Consider the following 16,929-nt stretch of genomic DNA (forward strand, 5'->3'; position numbering starts at 1 on the left):
AAATGCGGCCGCAAGCAGATTTCAAATGTCGCAGCGCCACCATTCCCCAATCGGCCAAACCTCTTAACGCTTCCCTCGGTCCGCACAGCGGACCCTACGGTCGGAATGCAAAGACCGTCCAGACAAGCAGCCCCAAAACGCAAACGAGCGAAATCGCCGCACCCCGATAAAACGACGCCGGCACGTATCGCAGCGTCACATGATGTCGTCCCGCCGGCAGCGCGATCGCTTGGAAGACGACGTTGGCTCTCTCCGTCGGCGAAGTGATCTTCTCTCCATCTTCCAGTTCAATTTCCGCCCGCCAACCGGCGTCGTAGTATTCCTGCACAATCACATACGACGGTTGCGAGAGGGAGACGGCAATCTCGATCACGTCATCTTGCACGCGATCGTAATCGACCTGGTCGATGATGTTTTCCTGCGCCGGGCCATTAAGGAGTGGAGACGCTTCTTCCCCATGCAACATCGCCAAACGCCCGTGTTGATGCACGAACGCTTCGGCCGCTTCTCGCCAACTGTTGCGTGAGCGTGGATCGTCGATGGGAAACTGCCGATGGCCGTCGGCGATCCAGGCCATTGGAATTGTCTTGGTAAGAGGACCGTCGAGCAGAACCTGACCGTCCGGCGTCGTGCGATCAAAGCGGATCACGCCGGCGGCGGACAGTCGTTCGGCCATGTCGTTCGGCTGCAAATCTTTCTGCATCGCTTCCACCAGCAGCGTGTAGTCGGCTGGCGCGAGCGAGTTGGAAGGGACGATCGAGCCGACCTTTTCCAGCAGGTGATACCGCGGGAAAAGGGTCATGCGGTCGAATCGCAAGCCGTCGATCTGCCGATCGGGCGAACTCTTCGCGGCGAACTCCGGCGGATAGTCGGTGGCTGATAGATGGCGATACCAACGGTTGGCCATTTGATAGTCGTCGGAGTAGAGACATGACTCCCACATCGCATCTGGCGCGGTCGCTATGGTCCAGGAAAGACCTGCATAAAGATCGACCATGACCACGGCAACGAGCAGCGACGCGACGATCGGCGGTCTCTTCTTCGCCAGGAAGAGGATGACGACGACGCAAACGGCGACGATGATCGCTTGCAGCATGCTCAGCTGCATATCGACGACCCCAGCTTTTCCATTAATCGGCCCGAGGAGTAAATCGGCGGGAACTTGGGCGGCCGCGGCGACGATCTTGCTTTGCTGCAGCGTCACGCCGATTAACGCAACGCAGGAAACTGCCGCCAGCCCCAACATCAATAAAGTGAGCCCACGAAACGCACGTTCTCGTTCGGCGTCAAAACCAAAGCCTGTCAGCAAACTGCCGGCGAGCGCTGCGAGTAGCCACAACTTCGCGGGATAGCGGAACGACGCGTAGCCAGGAACCAGCGTATTCAACAGCCAATAGAGCCCGCCGAATGGCTCGCCGACTCCCAGGCTCTCTTTGCTCCAAAGTTGCAAGTCGTGCCCAAGTTCGATCAGCAGCCAGCCGAGCCCGTACCAGCCGAGCGAACCGAGCACGCCGATTGCTACGAGCGCGATTAGCAACTTGCCGAGCGGCTGACTTCGCCAACCCCAAGCACCGATCAACGCGAGCGCCAGTGACGTTCCGCCGACGTAGAGCGACGGCGCCCAGACGCGCCCTTCGGCCGGAATCGCATTGGCCCAGCGATGATTCTCGGGATACATCTTGCCGCTGAAATTGGCCCAGACAAGTTCGGGCCAACGCCACGGCCCGAAGCTGAACTGATACGACTCACGCTCTTGCGTGCCTTGTTCGACCTTGCCGAGTAGGACCTCGGCGGTGACGTCATCGCCGGCAAGTGCATGTCGGGCATAGCTATAAACGGTACGGGGCTGATCGACGAGTGCGCGACGACTGCGAGCGGCCCACTCGACGGTCGGTAAGACCTGCACCGCGGATAGTCCAGCGGCGAGCAAGATGGCCGCGGCAAGCGGGATGCTCCGCTTGGCGAAGAGGAGGGGAGTGCGGAGGAGTCGCCAATGCGTGCATAGAAAATAGCCGCCGGCGACGAGCGTCAGATGAAATGCGGCTTGGGGATCTCCTCCCAGGATCATCATCGCCAGGCTTAGTGCGAACAGCGGCGCGGCGGTCTTTTTCGGCTGCTCACCAGCAAGTCGCACTACCGCGAGCAAGGCGAGCGGCGCCCAAGCGGCGCCAACCAGAAAGATCACATTGGCATGCGTCGCGACGACATAGCCGCCGAAGCTGTAGCTGATCGCGGCGAGGATCGAGCCCGCGTGGGAAACGTTCAGACGCCGCGCCGCGTTGTACGAAGTGAGGTAAGCCAGCGCAAAGTGAAGGATGACGTACCAGCGAAAAGCGGCGGGAAACGAGATCGGCAGGGCGAAAATCAGTTTGCCCGGATAGAAGACGCTCGACGACGGCTCGGCCAACAGCGGCATTCCCACGCCGTCGTACGGATTCCACAGGGGAATGCGACCTTCGCCCCAGACCGATTGGATATGGGCGAAGAGAGGATAGTAGAAGTGAGCGGCGTCGCGAAAGAGGAAGCTTTGATTGTTGGCGACGGCCGGAGCGAAGAACAATACGAGCAGCGCCGTCAGCGGGATCAGCGGCAAGACGGCGTGACGGAAGCGGCGAGCTCGATTGGACATGCCGCTAGTTTAGCACGTTGGCTTAGACGACAAGAAGTCGGGCGTATTCTTCCCGCAGTTGATTGCGGAGCAGGTCGACTCGCGCCGAAATGACGACGTTGGCCGGCGTCGACTTCGAGTTGACTCCGCCGCGAAAGTCAGTGTTGCGAACACCTGGCGAGGCGAATGGTCGATCGACGTCGATCCAGCCGGCGAACTTTCGCTCGGCGGCGACGGACGAAACGAACGGTCGCTCTCCAGTAATACGAGGTTTCATGCGGTAGCGCGTCTCCAGTTGGACGGAATTGCTTCTTCTACGTCATGATCGCCAAAAAGGTTCCGCTTCACTTGGCTAATCAGGTTTTCGACCGCTTCGCGAGCGGTCTCTTCGGTCGCTTGCGCGTGGCCGATGATTTGCTGCAGCGAACGTTTTTTGTCTTTCGCGCCGCCGCCGCTGGTGACGGCGAGTTGGAATTCATAAGGGCCGCAGCGAATGCGGTCGCCGTTGACCAACTTGCCGTCCGAAAACGCTTCGCCGTTGACGGTCAGTTCCGGGCCTTCCCCCAGCCAACGGAACGTCAATTGCGAACCGCGGTGGAAGATGTAGGCGTACGATCCAGGAAACTGGGGATCGCCCAGCACCAGGTCGCAATCGGCGTCCGATCCAATCAGGAAGAGCGGTGCGTTGATGGGGCGGCTCGGCTTTTCTGCGCGGCCGCGACGAATCAAAAGCTCGGCCGAAAGACGCGTGGGGCGACGATGGGCGCCTTGCAGCGACTCGGCGGCATGCAGTTCGTGTTTGGCAGTCATGGTTCGTCCGATCATCCAGCTCATCTTTGCTAGCCAGCGGACAACCACCAAACGGGGCGGTGATTAGCTGGCTACTTATGAACTTGATCGGACGGCGACTGGGCCGCAAATTACCGAGAATTCGCGCAGATGCGAATCTTACCAACCGGCGCATCTTCACGCTTCCGGTTGGCTAATCTAGAGAGAGTTTGCGGGGCAAGATGCTAGCGGCGGAGGCTAGTTTTTCGACATGCGAATCTGGGCGCGGGCCTGTTCGACCATGCGATCACGAATCGCCGTCAGCTCATCGGTGGTCGCCGGTTGCTTCATCGCTTCCGTAAGTTGCTTCTCAGCAGCTTCGCGGGAGAGTTCGTCGGCCGGCATCGCCTTGCTGGTCAACACGTTGACCTCGTTATTGGCGACCTGGACGAATCCGCCGTCGATGTAGTACGTGGTGGTCGTACCGCCGCTCTTGATCCGCATTTCGCCAAAGCCGAGACGGCCGATCATCGGGCTATGCGAAGGCGCAATCCCGATTTCGCCGTCGAACAGCGGCAACGCGACGAAGTCGGCCGTCGTTTCGAGGGCCGTTTCTTCGGGCGTGACGACGATGCATTTGAGCTGCGCCATCGGTTACTTCTTTCCCTTCTTGGCCATTTCTTTGGCCTGTTCTTCGGCTTGCTCGATCGGACCGACGTACATGAAGGCCGCTTCCGGCAGGTGGTCCCACTTGCCGTCGCAGATTTCTTCAAAGCTGCGGATCGTATCGGCCAGCGGGGTGATTTCGCCCGCCTTGCCGGTGAAGACTTCCGCCACGAGGAACGGCTGCGACAGGAAGCGTTCGATGCGGCGAGCGCGGTGGACGATCAACTTGTCCGCTTCGCTCAATTCGTCGACGCCGAGAATCGCGATGATGTCTTGCAGTTCGCGGTAACGCTGCAGCGTGGTTTGAACGCGGCGAGCGATCGCATAGTGGCGAGCCCCGACGTACTGCGGGTCGAGAATACGGCTGGACGAAGCGAGCGGATCGACCGCCGGGTAAATACCCTTTTCCGAAATCGAACGTTCGAGGTAAATGAACGCGTCGAGCTGACCGAACGCCGTGGCCGGAGCCGGGTCAGTCGGGTCGTCCGCCGGAACGTAAACGGCTTGCACCGAGGTAATAGCGCCCGACTTGGTCGACGCGATACGTTCTTGCAGACCGCCCATTTCGGTCGCCAGCGTCGGCTGGTAACCCACCGCCGAAGGCATACGACCCAGAAGGGCCGACACTTCGGAACCCGCTTGCGAGAAGCGGAAGATATTGTCGATGAAGAGCAGGGTATCGGCGCCGGTCGCGTCGCGGAAGTATTCGGCCATCGTCAGGGCCGACAGCGCGACGCGGAGACGAGCGCCCGGCGGCTCGTTCATCTGGCCGAACACCATGCAGGTTTGTTCGATAACCTTACGACCGGTCTGACCGATTTCGGTCTCTTGCATTTCGAGCCAGAGGTCGGTCCCTTCACGGGTACGTTCGCCGACGCCCGCGAACACCGAGTAACCGCCGTGAGCCGACGCGATACGAGCGATGAGCTCGGTCAGAATAACGGTCTTACCGAGACCGGCGCCGCCGAACAGACCGGCTTTACCGCCGCGGACGAACGGGGTCAGCAGGTCGATCACCTTAATACCGGTTTCGAACACTTCGGTGTTGGTCGAAAGTTCGGAGACCGGCGGGGCGCTGCGGTGAATCGGCAGGTAGTCGTCGGCTTGGATCGGGCCGCGGCCGTCGATCGTGTCGCCGAGAACGTTGAAGACGCGGCCGAGGGTCGCTTTACCGACCGGAACCGAAACCGGCTTGCCGAGGTCGACGCAGTGCTGACCTCGCATCATCCCTTCGGTGCTGCCGAGGGCGACGCAACGAACGCGACCGCCGCCGAGGTGCTGTTGCACTTCGCCGGTCAGGTTCAAGCTGACCCCTTTGTGCTCGCTGGAGATCTTCACGGCGTTGTAAATCGCCGGCAGGCTCGATTCGGGGAATTCAGCGTCGAACGTAGAGCCGATCACCTGGGTAACGCGGCCGACATTTTGACCCGGTTCGATTGCAGTCGCCATATCGCTGTCTTTGCTTTTCAGTTGCGGTTGCAGTTATCACGACGTCAGTGGGCTTCAACTTAGTTGTTGAGCGCTTCGACGCCGCCGATGATTTCCATGATTTCGTTGGTAATCCGTCCCTGACGGGCGCGGTTGTATTCTCGCGAGAGTTGCTTGATCAAGTCCGACGCGTTTTCGGTCGCCGACTTCATCGCCACCATACGTGCGATTTGTTCGCTGACCGCGGCGTCGAGGAAGCACTTGAACAACTTCACTTTGAAGCTGGTCGGCACGACTTCTTCCAGAATGCTTTCGGCGGACGGGAAGAATTCGTACATCGATTCGCCGGTAGACTCTTCTTCGCCGGAACCTTCCAGCGAGCCAAGCGGCAGCAGCGTTTCGATCACGGGGATCTGCTTGCTGCTGGAGACGAACTTCGTGTAGGAGACGTCGAGACGGTCGAGCTTGCCGGAAACGTACTCTTTCAAGTATCGGTTGGCGATCAGCTCGACTTCTTCGTAACGCGGCTTGTCTTCAAAATGGGTGAAGGTCTCATCCGCTTCCAGACGACGCTGCGAACGGAAAAGAGCGATCCCCTTCTTGCCGGCGATTTCGAGACGCAGGTTGCCGTACTCACCTTTCAGATCGGTGACGTGCGGGAAGGTCGCACGGCAGAGACCGCCGTTGTAACCGCCGCAGAGACCGCGATTGGAGGTGAGAACCAGCAGCGTTGCGTTCGACTTGCTTTCGTGCTGTTCGAGCAGCGGATGCGTGAAGTCCAAGCTCGAAGCGGTCAGGTCTTTCACGATCTGCGTGATGCGATCGGTATAGGCGGTCGCCGCGGCGGCACGATCCATCGCCTGCTTGTATCGCGCAGTGGCGATCAATTCCATCGTCCGCGTAATCTTGCGAATGTTGCGGACCGATTTTCGGCGTTTATCGAGTGCTCGTGGGTTAGCCATATCGCTTCTATTTCGTCAGCAGGCTCGTGAAGGTTCCAGGTACGGCAGGCGGCTTAAATTTCTTCCTGCTTGGTCGGTACGAAGGTCGCTTGGAAGGCGGCGATCGATTTCTCAATCCCTTCCGTGATTTCCGGAGTCAGGTCCTTCGCGTCCGCGAGTTGGTTCCACAGTTCGCTATACTTCGCGTGGATGAAGTCCAGGTATTCGCGTTCCCAGCGAAGCACGTCGACGCGCGGAATTTCGTCCAAGTGACCGCGGGTACCAGCGTAAATGCTGAAGACCTGGTCGATCACGTTCATCGGAGCGTACTGTCCCTGCTTCAGCAGTTCGACCATGCGGTAACCGCGGTCGAGACGAGCCTGGGTCGCGGGGTCGAGTTCGGTACCGAGTTGAGCGAACGCTTCCAGTTCGCGGAACGAAGCCAAGTCGAGACGCAAACCGCCGGCGACCTTCTTCATCGCTTTGATCTGAGCGTTACCGCCGACGCGCGACACCGAAATACCGGCGTTCATGGCCGGACGCTGACCGGCGAAGAACAAGTCAGGTTGCAGATAGATCTGGCCGTCGGTAATCGAAATCACGTTGGTCGGAATGTAGGCCGAAACTTCGCCTTCGAGCGTTTCGATGATCGGCAGCGAGGTAAGCGAACCGGCGCCGAGGGCGTCGCTCAGCTTCGACGAACGTTCCAGCAAGCGGCTGTGGCAGTAGAACACGTCGCCCGGGTAAGCTTCGCGGCCCGGCGGACGTCGCATCAGCAGCGACAGTTCGCGGTAAGCGGAGGCTTGCTTCGACAAGTCGTCATAGACGATCAACGCGTGCTGGCCGTTGAACATGAAGTACTCAGCCATCGCGGTGCCGGAGTAGGGCGCGACGTACTGCAGCGGGGCAGGGGCGCTGGCGCCGGCGACGATGACCGTGGTGTATTCCATGGCGCCATGCTGACGCAGAACTTCGACGACCGCAGCGACCGACGAGTCTTTCTGGCCGACCGCGACGTAGAAGCACTTCACGCCGGTCGTCTTTTGATTCAGGATCGCGTCAATGGCGATGGCGGTCTTACCGGTCTTACGGTCGCCGATCACCAGTTCGCGTTGACCGCGGCCGATCGGCGTCATCGCGTCGATCGCTTTGATGCCGGTCTGCATCGGTTCGTGCACCGGCTTACGTTCCGACACGCCGGGAGCGAGGAACTCAACCGGGCGGCTTTCGGAAGCTTGGATCGGGCCCATGCCGTCGAGCGGGTTGCCGAGCGGATCGACGACGCGGCCGAGAACCGCTTCGCCGGCCGGGACGGACAACAGCTTGCCGAGCGCCTTGACCTCGTCTCCCTCTTTAATCGAGAGGTAGTCGCCGAGGATGATCACGCCGACGCTGTTTTCTTCCAGGTTAAACGCCAGGCCGTTGATGCCGCCGGGGAATTCGACCATTTCGCCGGCCATGATGCCCGAGAGGCCGTAAACCCGTGCGATACCGTCGCCGACTTCCAACACCGTACCGACTTCGCGAATGTCGATATGCGATTCGTACTGTTGGATCTCTTGCTGGATGATCGAGGCGATCTCGTCCGCATTAAATTTCATGGAACTACCGTTTGTATTCGAAGGCGTCTATTTCTTCGTTGGCGTATGTATTTGTGTGGGCCGGTTACGTCGACTAAGCCGTAAACCGCTCCAACGCGTCTTTCGCCTGCTGCTCTGCAGCTGTCAGCGTCTGACGACGAATGATTTCCAGTTGATTGGCCACGCTGCCGTCGATGACCGTGTCGCCGACGCGAATGATCAGTCCGCCGATCAGCGCCGGATTGACCGAGGTCAAGACCTCGACGTCTTTGCCCAACGTTTCTCGCAAACGACCGCTGACCGCGGCCAGCGATTGTTCGCTCAGCGGATGCGCCGACGTCACTTTCACGTCGATGCGTCCCCGCTTCTCGCCCACCAGCTGATGGAAGGCGCGTTGGATCTCGCGAATGCAGTAGAGCCGATTGTGATTCGACAGCACCTTTAGGAAGGTGAGCAGCGTCGGGTTCATCCGCCCCGCGAACGCTTTGTCGAGGATCACCAATCGCTCGTCGTGCGAAATCCGCGGCGAAATGACCGCATTGGCCAACTTGGGATGCTCGAGCACGTCGTGCACGAGCGAAGCGAGTTCAGCGACGACCTGGTCAAGCACGCCGGCCGCCTCTGCGGCGCCGTACAGCGCTTTCGCGTAGATCGTACCGACCCGTTCGCTGCCCAGGTCGAATCGTGGATGTTGGCTGGTCTCGGCCATCGAGCGTTCGATCCCGGTTAGTTGCGGCTCGGCAGGTTCGCGAGCGTGTCGTTAATCAAGTTCTGGTGATCTTCCGGCGTCAGTTGCTGCCGGGTGATCTTGCCGGCCAGGTCGATCGCCAGGTTGACGCTCTTCTGCGTCAGGTCGGTGATGGCCTGGGATTTGGCGGCTTCGATCTCTTGCTGGGCCCGCTTGCGTTCGGCGTTGCCGGCCGCTTGGGCGTCAGCCAGGATTTGCTGCCGCTTTTCTTCCGCTTCTTTCAAAATCTGTTCGCGCGACTTTTGGATTTCCTGCTGAGCGTCGGCCAACTTTTGGTTGTACTCGGCCAGCTTCGTTTCCGCGGCGGCGAACATCTTCTGCGCCTCGGCCAACTTGCCGTCCATCGCCGCTTCGCGGCTGTCGAGGGCGGCGACGATCGGCTTCCAAGCGAAGATCGTCAGCAAGGCGGCCAACCCGAGGAAAATGAAGAAGTTGAACGTCGCCAGATCGAGCGTCAGTTCTTCCGGGTTGCGAATGCCGGGCGCGGCGTCGTTATGCGACAGATCATTGGGATTCTCCCCATGATCCGCATGGTGTTCGGCCGCTGCATGGGCGTCATGCTCCGCCTTCTCTCCGGCCTCTTCCATGTTCTCGATCCCCTTGTTGATGGTCTCTTCGACCTTCTCAATCGGGTTTTCCATGGGAGTAGGCTCTTTTTCCTTATCCTCTTGCGCGACGCAGTACGACGCGCTGACGACCGCCAACACGGCGACGAGCAACAGTTTGGAGATGGGGGAGCGCATGGCTAGTAAAACCTATCTTTTAGGCCCAATCATTGAGGCGAATTCTGGTTCGCCTCGACCGAACGCGGGAGCTTAGCCCCAGCAAATGAAGAGCGCGAAGAAGGTGAAACCTTCGATAAGCGCGGCGGCGATAATCATCGCGGTTTGGATGTTACCGGCGACTTCCGGCTGACGGGCCATACCTTCCAGGGCGCTGCTGGCCAGCTTGCCGATACCATAAGCGGCGCCGATCACGGTCAGGCCAACGCCCATGTACTTCGTCATGTCGATCAGGCTACCGCCGGCAGCGGCAGTGCCGTCTTGGGCCATGGCCGGAACGGCGCAGAACAGGATGGCAGCGAAGCTGTACAAGCAAAGCTTAGCAATTTTGGACACGGACTCGTTCTCCTCAACCTTGGGTAAACAACGGTGTATTCGCAGACGCTCGACTTAGTGATGGTGCGTCGAGGCGCCAATGAACAACGAAGACAAAAATGTGAAAATGTACGCCTGCAGGAAGGCGACAAACAGTTCCAAGCAGCTAAACAGGACCGCCGCGAATACGATGATCGGGCCGGCGATGACGAGCGACCAGCCCGACATCTCGACGCCCATCGCGACGATACCTAGCAACACGACGTGACCCGCAACCATGTTCGCCAGAAGACGAACGCCGAGCACGCCATGTTTAATGAACAAGCCAAGCACTTCGATTACGAAGAGCATCAGTTTCACCGGAATGCCGATGACGAGCGGCAGATCCATGTGCGGAACCAGGTTCAACCAGACGCCGATCGGACCGAACTTGAGCGCCCCGGCGCCCATGCCGATCAGCAACGTGGCGAACGCCAGCGATAAAGTCACGCTGAAAGAAGCGGTGGGAGCTCCGAGCCAAGGAATCATCCCCAGCAAGTTGCACCCTAGCACGAAGAAGAACATCGTCAGCAGGATCGGGACGAACTTGTCGGCCCCATGTCCGATGCCAGGACGAATCACCGAATCGCGGAGGTAGCAGACGAACGCGTCGAGCAGGTGAATCACGCGACCCTTCGGAACGACGCTCTTCTTCAAGCGGGACGCATACCAGGTGAAGACCAACACCATCATCAGGGCGACGAACATCTCCAGCACCATGAAGCGCGAGATGCAGAAGCCCGAGTCTTTTTGATAGAGATTACGCAGTTCGCCAAACGGCTGCGGAATGATGATCTTGCCCGAGAGAACCTCGTTGTAGGCTTCGATCTTCTTGGGCGACCACGGCTTGGCCGTATCGCGGTATTCCTGCACGCTGACCAGTTGTTGCGCTTCGGGCCAGCTTTCGGCCCACGGATGAGCCGGTTTGTCTTCGTCGGTCTTTTCTTCGGCGAGCTCTTGCAAGTAGCGGCGGACCGGCTTGCCATGGTTGCCCGGCTCGTGTTGCCAGTGCTCCCAATCGTGGACGAATTCCGACTCGCTCGGTACGCCTTTGCTCAACTCGGCGAGCTTGGCGTGCACGATCTTCGCTTCCCACAATTGAAAGTCAGGATCGAGACGAATCCAGACGTTCGGAAAGTCCTGCAGCGACTCGCGATGCGAAGGCGCTAGCCACGCGGGGACTTCGAAGTAGAAGCTGTCCTTGATGTGCAGGATTGGATCAGACATCGGTTTCTAGGAAGCCTTCGAAACGTTCGCGGCGGGTTGAAGAAGACGAGCGGCCAACATTGTTTCGACCAGGAGCGTCAGCAGATAATAGACCATAATCATCCCGAATACGCCGCCTTCTGCAAGCGGGCCTTCGGCTTGTTTTAAAAATGCGCCGATCGCCAACGGAATGCCGGTTCGCAGGCCAATTCCGGCCATTGCAGCGTGCAGTCCAAAGGGCGTTCGCCGGTACGTGACGATCAACGTCAGCGCGGCGAGCGAGCTTCCCCAACAGATCATCGCGGCCAGCAGCACGGCTTGAATTCCGATCTCGCCATGTTGCGTATTCGCATACCAGGCGAGCAGCGGCGTCGGCAGTGCGACGGCGATTGTCAGTGCGAGCGCTGAGGGCCATAACTGCGATAGCAGCCCGGTCGACTTCGGCCCATTATCCGACGGTTCCGTGTTCACGGCGATCACAGTGAAGTTCTGCGTAAGGAAGAAGGTTCCCGCGCACGGTCGTTGACCGCCGCTACTCGTCCGATTTATCGCGCTGCTGATCCGCTTTGGCGTACTGCAGCAGGTGATAGATGGCGAGCGTAATTCCTAATGCAAACCCCAGAATGACCAATCCGCGAATGCCGAACTTCTTATCCAGCCAATGGCCGACCAGCCCTGGGGCGATCATCTCAATGCAAACTGCAAAGATCCGTCCGACCCACTCATAGGCGACCGCCATGGGCGGTCGGTCGTCAGCCGGTTGGTCGCTCACGGGGTTTCCTTGTCGCTACTACATGCGTCAATGAAAAAGTGAGACATCATTGCAGAATTGCGAATCAATGTAGAGGAAGGCCGAAAGGTGGTCAATGAGCCGAAGGCGAGATCGTGCAAAAATTCACGAAGTTTTTGGCCCGCCGTAATTGATTACCGTGAAAAGAGTTGCAATTCTCCTGGCAGGTCTGGAATTTGCTGCTAGCTGGGTGCGCAAGAATCATCGGCAATTGTGAAGGATCCCCTTTATCGGCCATCTGGGGGAGTTTTTGATTGCGTTGCGGCCTCCGTTTCGATAGACTAGTACACGGAGATGACTATTGTTACTACCTCTGACTGGGCGTAGGAAGTTACCTCGGAAAGACTAGCGTTAGGCGTCCGCCAAGAGGCTGGCCAGTATGTCTGCACTACGAACTTCTCCGAGTCCCATCAACGGATCTGATCCACGCCATTATCAGCGGTCCTGCCTGCAAGACGCGTAAGCGAGTCTCTCTACGGAAGAACAGAGAAGTTGCTCCCCTTAGGAAAGCTGCACCCTTGGTCGATTTCGAGACCCTCGAAATTCCCGCAAGTGTCGTTGCTGCCCTCCTTTTCGTGAACTGAACCGACGCCGAACGTTGCCCAATCAAACGGAATTGGGGTAATGCGGTTCAATACATTTCTTTCACGGACGAAACAACCGGGACGAACCAACCGTACCAAGCGTACACCAATGCGGCTCTGTGCGCCGCTCGCTTGGTCTGGCCGACGTGTGGAGGACTAGTCTGTTGATTACCGCAGCGTCTTTAAAAGAGTACACCGCGAAAGATCTTGCTCAGATGGCCAAAAGCCGTGGAGTGAGCGGCTGGCATTCGATGCGAAAAGACGAGCTTGTCAAAGCGATCTTGAAGCTCAACAAAACCCAGGGGAATCGCAAAGCCGCAGCTGTCGCGAAAGAGGCCAAAAGCGAAGTCGCTTCCGCCAAGCGCACTCGTTCGGCTGCTGCTTCGAAAGCGACTTCCGCCAAGCCGGTCGAGAAGTCGAATCCGAAAGTCGTACGCGAAATCCAAGACGCGCACCAGCGGCGAGAGCAACTGAAGGATATCTCGCACGCCGATCACGAAGCGGGACAAGACCGCATCGTGCTGATGGTGCGCGATTCGTATTGGTTGCACGCTTACTGGGAAATCTCGCGTAAGTCGATTCAGCGAGCCAAGGCCGCTCTCGCCGAGCATTGGCACACCGCTCGGCCGGTGTTGCGTCTGATGGAAGTCGACGGCGGCGCCGCCGAACGGGTCGTTCGTCAGATCGACGTCCATGGCGGCGTTCGCAATTGGTACATCGACGTCAACGATCCGCCGAAGAGCTTCCGAGCGATCATCGGTTACGTCGCTGCGTCGGGCAAGTTCCATGCTCTCTCGCGCAGCAACCTGGTCACCACTCCGGAGCCGGGCGCTTGCGACGACGTGGACGCCAACTGGAGCGACGTCGCGGAGAACGTCGACCGCATTTACGCTCTCAGCGGCGGTAACGACGACGAGAACGTCAGCCGCGAGCTGAAAGAGCTGCTGGAAGAACGTTTCAGCCGCCCGATCGGCGAACCGCTCGGCGCCCAGCTCGGCAAAGTGGCCGAACGTCTGCATCGTCAACGTCCGGAGTTTGAGTTGGACGTCGATGTCGAGATGATCGTTTACGGTCGTACTCGCACCGGCGCCTACGTCACCCTCTCGGGCGACCCGGTCAAAGTCCATGAAGATGGCGCCTTCTTGGTGAAGATGAACCTGCCGGATAAGCGGCAGATCTTCCCGATTGTCGCTCGCAGCCATGACGGCCTGGAACAACGGACCGTCGCCCTGGCGATCGAGCGAAACACCAAGATCATGGATCCGGTTTCGCACGACTCTGGCGACTAGTCAGGGGGGCGACGAGCCGGTTAGCCCCAAACGTGCGGTTCTTTCCGTGGTATCGCGAAGAAACGCACGCTGGACGTGAACAAGCGAGTGGAATCATTTCAGCCGGTGAACTTCAATAAGAAGTTCACCGGTTTTTTTATCCCGCCTAGGAACCTGCCGATGTCAACTCGCCGTCAATTTCTCGTACAGTCTGCGGCTCTGACCGCTGGAGCGATGGGACTATCCGCTATGCCGGCGCTGGCCGCCGAATCGACGCCGAACGGCTTTAAAAAGGCCGTGAAGATCGGGATGGTCGGCGTTCCTGGTTCGCTGGAAGATAAGTTCCGCGTCTTGAAAGAGCTCGGCTTTGACGGGGTCGAGTTGAATTCGCCCGATGGTCCGCCGGCCGATGTGGTGAAAGCGGCGATCGACGCGACCGGGCTGCCGGTTCACGGCGTCGTCGATTCGAAGCATTGGAACGTCACGTTGTCGGATCCCAATCCGGAAGTTCGCGCCAATGCGGTCGCCGATCTGAAGACCGCGATCCAGGCTTCGAAAGATTACGGCGGCACCAGCGTGCTATTGGTCCCCGGCGTCGTCAAGGGAGACGTCACCTACGATCAATGCTGGGAACGCTCGATCGCCGCGATCCGCGAGGCGTTGCCGCTGGCCGAAAAGCTGGATATCCAGATCCTGATGGAAAACGTCTGGAACAACTTCCTGACCGATCCGAAAGAGACGGCTCGCTTCATTGACGAGCTCGATTCGGAAATGGTTGGCGCCTACTTCGACGTCGGCAACACCGTCCGCTATTCGCCCCCGCACGAATGGATCCCGATCCTCGGCAAGCGAATCAAAAAGCTCGACATCAAGGACTACGCCAATCCGCCGGGCAAAGGCTTCGGCGCTCCTTTGATGGAAGGGGACGTTGATTGGCCGCAAGTGATGGCCGAACTGAAGAAGGTCGGCTACGTCGGTTGGGGCACGGCCGAAATCGCTGGCGGCGACAAGGAACGCCTGACCTGGATCGCCGATCGAATGAACAAGATCTTCGCCAGCTAACGTAGCGGCGATGTAGCGAATAAAACGGAAAACGGACGCTCAGCGGCGTCCGTTTTTTTATTGGAGTCGCACGGCGGAAAGATCGACGAAGCCGTTTAGATTGCCCGAGCGAAAGCCTTCGAGGTCGAGCGTCACCGCGCGAAAGCCTAGCTCTCGCAGCTTGCTCGCCAGTTCGGTGCGGAGCGGATCGGTCGCCAGTTCGGCGATTCGCTCCGGCGTCACTTCGATCCGCGCGATGTCGCCGCGATGGTACCGGACGCGAAACTCGCGCAAGCCCCGCGCACGCAGGAAGTCCTCCGCCGCTTCAATCATCGCCAGCCGCTCTGGCGTCGCTTCTTCGCCATAGGCGATGCGACTCGCCAGGCAGGGGGACGCCGGTTTGTCATGCACCGACAAGTTCCAATGTTGGGCAAGCGCGCGAACGTCCGCTTTGGTCAGCCCGCATTCGATCAACGGCGAACGAACCTGGTGGTTCTGGGCGGCGATCATGCCGGGACGATGATCTCCCTGGTCGTCGACGTTGGCGCCGTTGATGATCAGCGGCGCATCGATCGCGCTGACCAGCAGCTCGATCTGCGAATAGAGTTCGGTCTTGCAGTGGAAGCAGCGATCGGGGGCGTTCTGGATGTAGAGCGGGTTCGTCGTTTCCTGCGTGTCGACGATCTCATGGCGAATGCCGATCTCAGCCGCGACCCGTATCGCCTCTTCGATCTCGTTGCGGGGAACGCTTGGACTGCGTGCGGTAATAGCGACGGCACTTTCCCCTAGGGCAAGAAACGCAGCCTTAGCGACAACTGCACTATCGACGCCACCCGAGAATGCGACGGCGCAGCTCTGGTAGGTGGCGATCGTTTGGACGAGTTGATCGGCGAGTTTCATGAGTCAGAAATTATACCCTCTAGAGGGGTTTTGATAAAAAATCAGCCATGGGGCAGATCTTTGTTATAACGAAGGATTGATGGAGCGATATCTTTGGTTAAGATTGCTCTGCTTCTTTCCAAATAATCTCTTTTTTCTCGTTGAAAGAAGCCCCAAACCAGCTGCAGTTATCTTCGCAATTATTTTTACCCTACGCGAGGTCCCCCTTATGTCTCCGCATGCGCCTGCCCGTTATTCCCGGCGAGGTTTTACCCTCGTCGAACTGTTGGTCGTCATTGCTATCATCGGCGTCTTGATTGCGCTGCTGCTTCCGGCCGTTCAACAGGCTCGCGAAGCTGCCCGCCGCAGCCAGTGCATCAATAACATGAAGCAGCTCGCGTTGGCGATGCACAACTTCCATGACACGTTCCGCGAGTTTCCGCTGAACGCCTACGGCCCGGACGCCGGCGTGACTTGGAACGGCTGGGAACGTTTCAGTGCGAACTACAAGATCCTACCCTTCATCGAACAGAACGCGTTGTACGAACAGTTCAACCTGGGCGGCAGCTGGGGAACCAACCGCAACGGCCCGATGAACGTTTCGCTGAACGCGTTCCTTTGCCCGTCGGCCCAGCCGGCTCCCCCGTCGAGCTTCTCGTGGGGTGGTCCTGGTACGAACTACGCCTGGTGCTCGGGCAGTTCGCTGCACACCGCTTGGAGCGCCAACGAAACGAACGCCAACGGTCTCTTCAACATGAGGAAAGAACGGAACATGGCCTATGCGACCGACGGTCTGTCGAACACCATGTTCCTCTCCGAAATCTTGTCGGGGGACGGCGTCGCTGGTCAGCCGAAGTATCCGTATGACGTCTTCTATGTTCAAGGGGGCGACGGCCCGTTCACTTCGGTCGCGAACAAGGCGTACCCGACGCAGGCTGAACTGACCGCGATCGGCACCGCCGCTCAATCGCCGGTCGACGAACGAAGCAACAACGGCACGTTGTGGGCCTGGTACGCTCACGGCCAATCGCTGTTCAACGCGTCGGCCACTCCCAACTGGCAATATCCGACCGCTGGCGGCAACTGCTGCCCGGGCGGCGCTCATGACTGGGGTTGGGGGGTGATTCCGCCGCGTAGCCTGCATCCGGGCGGCGTGAACGCCGGTTTCGGCGACGGCTCGGTTCACTTTATCGCCAACACCGTCGACCTGGTGACGTTCCAACGTCTGGGCAGCTGCAACGACGGTCAGGTTTTGGGCGAATACTAAGGCTCGCAAAGGAAGGCAA

Annotated in this window: 17 protein-coding genes; 3 read left to right on the plus strand and 14 right to left on the minus strand. The window is 59.1% G+C overall.

Features of this window, described 5'->3' with window-relative positions; all coding sequences use genetic code 11:
• Positions 1 to 94: 94 nt before the first annotated feature.
• The 13 genes from LOC68_RS23745 to LOC68_RS23805 all read right to left on the minus strand — a co-directional run bounded on the left by LOC68_RS23745 (position 95) and on the right by LOC68_RS23805 (position 11,853).
• Complete coding sequence (locus LOC68_RS23745) at positions 95 to 2,629, minus strand: YfhO family protein (protein ID WP_230223370.1); 2,535 nt, start codon at positions 2,627 to 2,629, stop codon at positions 95 to 97.
• Positions 2,630 to 2,651: 22 nt separating this feature from the next.
• Positions 2,652 to 2,885: a hypothetical protein gene (locus LOC68_RS23750; protein ID WP_230223372.1), complete on the minus strand. Its 234-nt coding sequence runs from the start codon at positions 2,883 to 2,885 to the stop codon at positions 2,652 to 2,654.
• Complete coding sequence (locus LOC68_RS23755; protein WP_230223374.1) at positions 2,882 to 3,418, minus strand: FHA domain-containing protein; 537 nt, start codon at positions 3,416 to 3,418, stop codon at positions 2,882 to 2,884. The genes LOC68_RS23750 and LOC68_RS23755 overlap by 4 nt, the downstream gene beginning before the upstream one ends.
• 216 nt (positions 3,419 to 3,634) lie before the next feature.
• Positions 3,635 to 4,027 carry an ATP synthase F1 subunit epsilon gene (atpC, locus tag LOC68_RS23760; protein ID WP_230223376.1) on the minus strand — a complete coding sequence of 131 codons (393 nt, stop codon included), beginning with the start codon at positions 4,025 to 4,027 and terminating at the stop codon, positions 3,635 to 3,637.
• Between the two features lie 3 nt (positions 4,028 to 4,030).
• Positions 4,031 to 5,491: a F0F1 ATP synthase subunit beta gene (atpD, locus tag LOC68_RS23765; protein WP_230223378.1), complete on the minus strand. Its 1,461-nt coding sequence runs from the start codon at positions 5,489 to 5,491 to the stop codon at positions 4,031 to 4,033.
• A gap of 59 nt (positions 5,492 to 5,550) precedes the next feature.
• Complete coding sequence (gene atpG, locus LOC68_RS23770; RefSeq protein WP_230223380.1) at positions 5,551 to 6,432, minus strand: ATP synthase F1 subunit gamma; 882 nt, start codon at positions 6,430 to 6,432, stop codon at positions 5,551 to 5,553.
• A gap of 53 nt (positions 6,433 to 6,485) precedes the next feature.
• Complete coding sequence (gene atpA, locus LOC68_RS23775; protein ID WP_230223382.1) at positions 6,486 to 8,012, minus strand: F0F1 ATP synthase subunit alpha; 1,527 nt, start codon at positions 8,010 to 8,012, stop codon at positions 6,486 to 6,488.
• 73 nt (positions 8,013 to 8,085) lie between these two features.
• Positions 8,086 to 8,700, minus strand: a complete 615-nt coding sequence (gene atpH, locus LOC68_RS23780) for an ATP synthase F1 subunit delta (RefSeq protein ID WP_230223384.1) — start codon at positions 8,698 to 8,700, stop codon at positions 8,086 to 8,088.
• Between the two features lie 17 nt (positions 8,701 to 8,717).
• Positions 8,718 to 9,482: an ATP synthase F0 subunit B gene (locus LOC68_RS23785; RefSeq protein ID WP_230223386.1), complete on the minus strand. Its 765-nt coding sequence runs from the start codon at positions 9,480 to 9,482 to the stop codon at positions 8,718 to 8,720.
• 72 nt (positions 9,483 to 9,554) lie between these two features.
• The gene (gene atpE / locus LOC68_RS23790) at positions 9,555 to 9,857 is read right to left on the minus strand and encodes an ATP synthase F0 subunit C (protein WP_315858780.1); all 303 of its coding nucleotides are present in this window, start codon (positions 9,855 to 9,857) and stop codon (positions 9,555 to 9,557) included.
• 54 nt (positions 9,858 to 9,911) lie between these two features.
• A complete protein-coding gene (atpB, locus tag LOC68_RS23795) occupies positions 9,912 to 11,102 on the minus strand; it encodes a F0F1 ATP synthase subunit A (RefSeq protein WP_230223388.1) in 1,191 nt (396 codons plus the stop codon).
• 6 nt (positions 11,103 to 11,108) lie between these two features.
• Positions 11,109 to 11,561, minus strand: coding sequence for a hypothetical protein (locus LOC68_RS23800; RefSeq protein WP_230223390.1), 453 nt, complete (start codon positions 11,559 to 11,561; stop codon positions 11,109 to 11,111).
• 52 nt (positions 11,562 to 11,613) lie between these two features.
• Positions 11,614 to 11,853 (minus strand): AtpZ/AtpI family protein, encoded by a 240-nt coding sequence (locus LOC68_RS23805; RefSeq protein ID WP_230223392.1) that lies wholly within the window; start codon positions 11,851 to 11,853, stop codon positions 11,614 to 11,616.
• A 748-nt stretch (positions 11,854 to 12,601) separates the two neighbouring features.
• Here LOC68_RS23805 and LOC68_RS23810 point away from each other — a divergent pair.
• Positions 12,602 to 13,744, plus strand: coding sequence for a DUF4912 domain-containing protein (locus LOC68_RS23810; RefSeq protein WP_315859005.1), 1,143 nt, complete (start codon positions 12,602 to 12,604; stop codon positions 13,742 to 13,744).
• A 159-nt stretch (positions 13,745 to 13,903) separates the two neighbouring features.
• Positions 13,904 to 14,785, plus strand: a complete 882-nt coding sequence (locus LOC68_RS23815) for a sugar phosphate isomerase/epimerase family protein (protein ID WP_230223396.1) — start codon at positions 13,904 to 13,906, stop codon at positions 14,783 to 14,785.
• Positions 14,786 to 14,842: 57 nt separating this feature from the next.
• Here the strand turns inward: LOC68_RS23815 and larE are convergent, their stop codons facing one another.
• Positions 14,843 to 15,664 (minus strand): ATP-dependent sacrificial sulfur transferase LarE, encoded by an 822-nt coding sequence (gene larE / locus LOC68_RS23820; protein WP_230223398.1) that lies wholly within the window; start codon positions 15,662 to 15,664, stop codon positions 14,843 to 14,845.
• 208 nt (positions 15,665 to 15,872) lie between these two features.
• Here larE and LOC68_RS23825 point away from each other — a divergent pair, with 208 nt between their 5' ends.
• Complete coding sequence (locus LOC68_RS23825; protein ID WP_230223400.1) at positions 15,873 to 16,910, plus strand: DUF1559 domain-containing protein; 1,038 nt, start codon at positions 15,873 to 15,875, stop codon at positions 16,908 to 16,910.
• The last annotated feature ends 19 nt before the right edge of the window (positions 16,911 to 16,929 follow it).

This window comes from Blastopirellula sediminis, from assembly GCF_020966755.1.
Taxonomy (GTDB): domain Bacteria; phylum Planctomycetota; class Planctomycetia; order Pirellulales; family Pirellulaceae; genus Blastopirellula; species Blastopirellula sediminis.

Bases quoted from the DNA above. Each gene is read 5' to 3' on its own strand.
- atpH (WP_230223384.1), bottom strand. From the start codon at position 8,700: ATGGCCGAGACCAGCCAACATCCACGATTCGACCTGGGCAGCGAACGG.
- LOC68_RS23755 (WP_230223374.1), bottom strand. From the start codon at position 3,418: ATGACTGCCAAACACGAACTGCATGCCGCCGAGTCGCTGCAAGGCGCC.
- LOC68_RS23745 (WP_230223370.1), bottom strand. From the start codon at position 2,629: ATGTCCAATCGAGCTCGCCGCTTCCGTCACGCCGTCTTGCCGCTGATC.
- LOC68_RS23785 (WP_230223386.1), bottom strand. From the start codon at position 9,482: ATGCGCTCCCCCATCTCCAAACTGTTGCTCGTCGCCGTGTTGGCGGTC.
- atpD (WP_230223378.1), bottom strand. From the start codon at position 5,491: ATGGCGACTGCAATCGAACCGGGTCAAAATGTCGGCCGCGTTACCCAG.
- LOC68_RS23825 (WP_230223400.1), top strand. From the start codon at position 15,873: ATGTCTCCGCATGCGCCTGCCCGTTATTCCCGGCGAGGTTTTACCCTC.
- atpC (WP_230223376.1), bottom strand. From the start codon at position 4,027: ATGGCGCAGCTCAAATGCATCGTCGTCACGCCCGAAGAAACGGCCCTC.
- LOC68_RS23750 (WP_230223372.1), bottom strand. From the start codon at position 2,885: ATGAAACCTCGTATTACTGGAGAGCGACCGTTCGTTTCGTCCGTCGCC.
- atpB (WP_230223388.1), bottom strand. From the start codon at position 11,102: ATGTCTGATCCAATCCTGCACATCAAGGACAGCTTCTACTTCGAAGTC.
- atpG (WP_230223380.1), bottom strand. From the start codon at position 6,432: ATGGCTAACCCACGAGCACTCGATAAACGCCGAAAATCGGTCCGCAAC.
- LOC68_RS23815 (WP_230223396.1), top strand. From the start codon at position 13,904: ATGTCAACTCGCCGTCAATTTCTCGTACAGTCTGCGGCTCTGACCGCT.
- atpA (WP_230223382.1), bottom strand. From the start codon at position 8,012: ATGAAATTTAATGCGGACGAGATCGCCTCGATCATCCAGCAAGAGATC.
- larE (WP_230223398.1), bottom strand. From the start codon at position 15,664: ATGAAACTCGCCGATCAACTCGTCCAAACGATCGCCACCTACCAGAGC.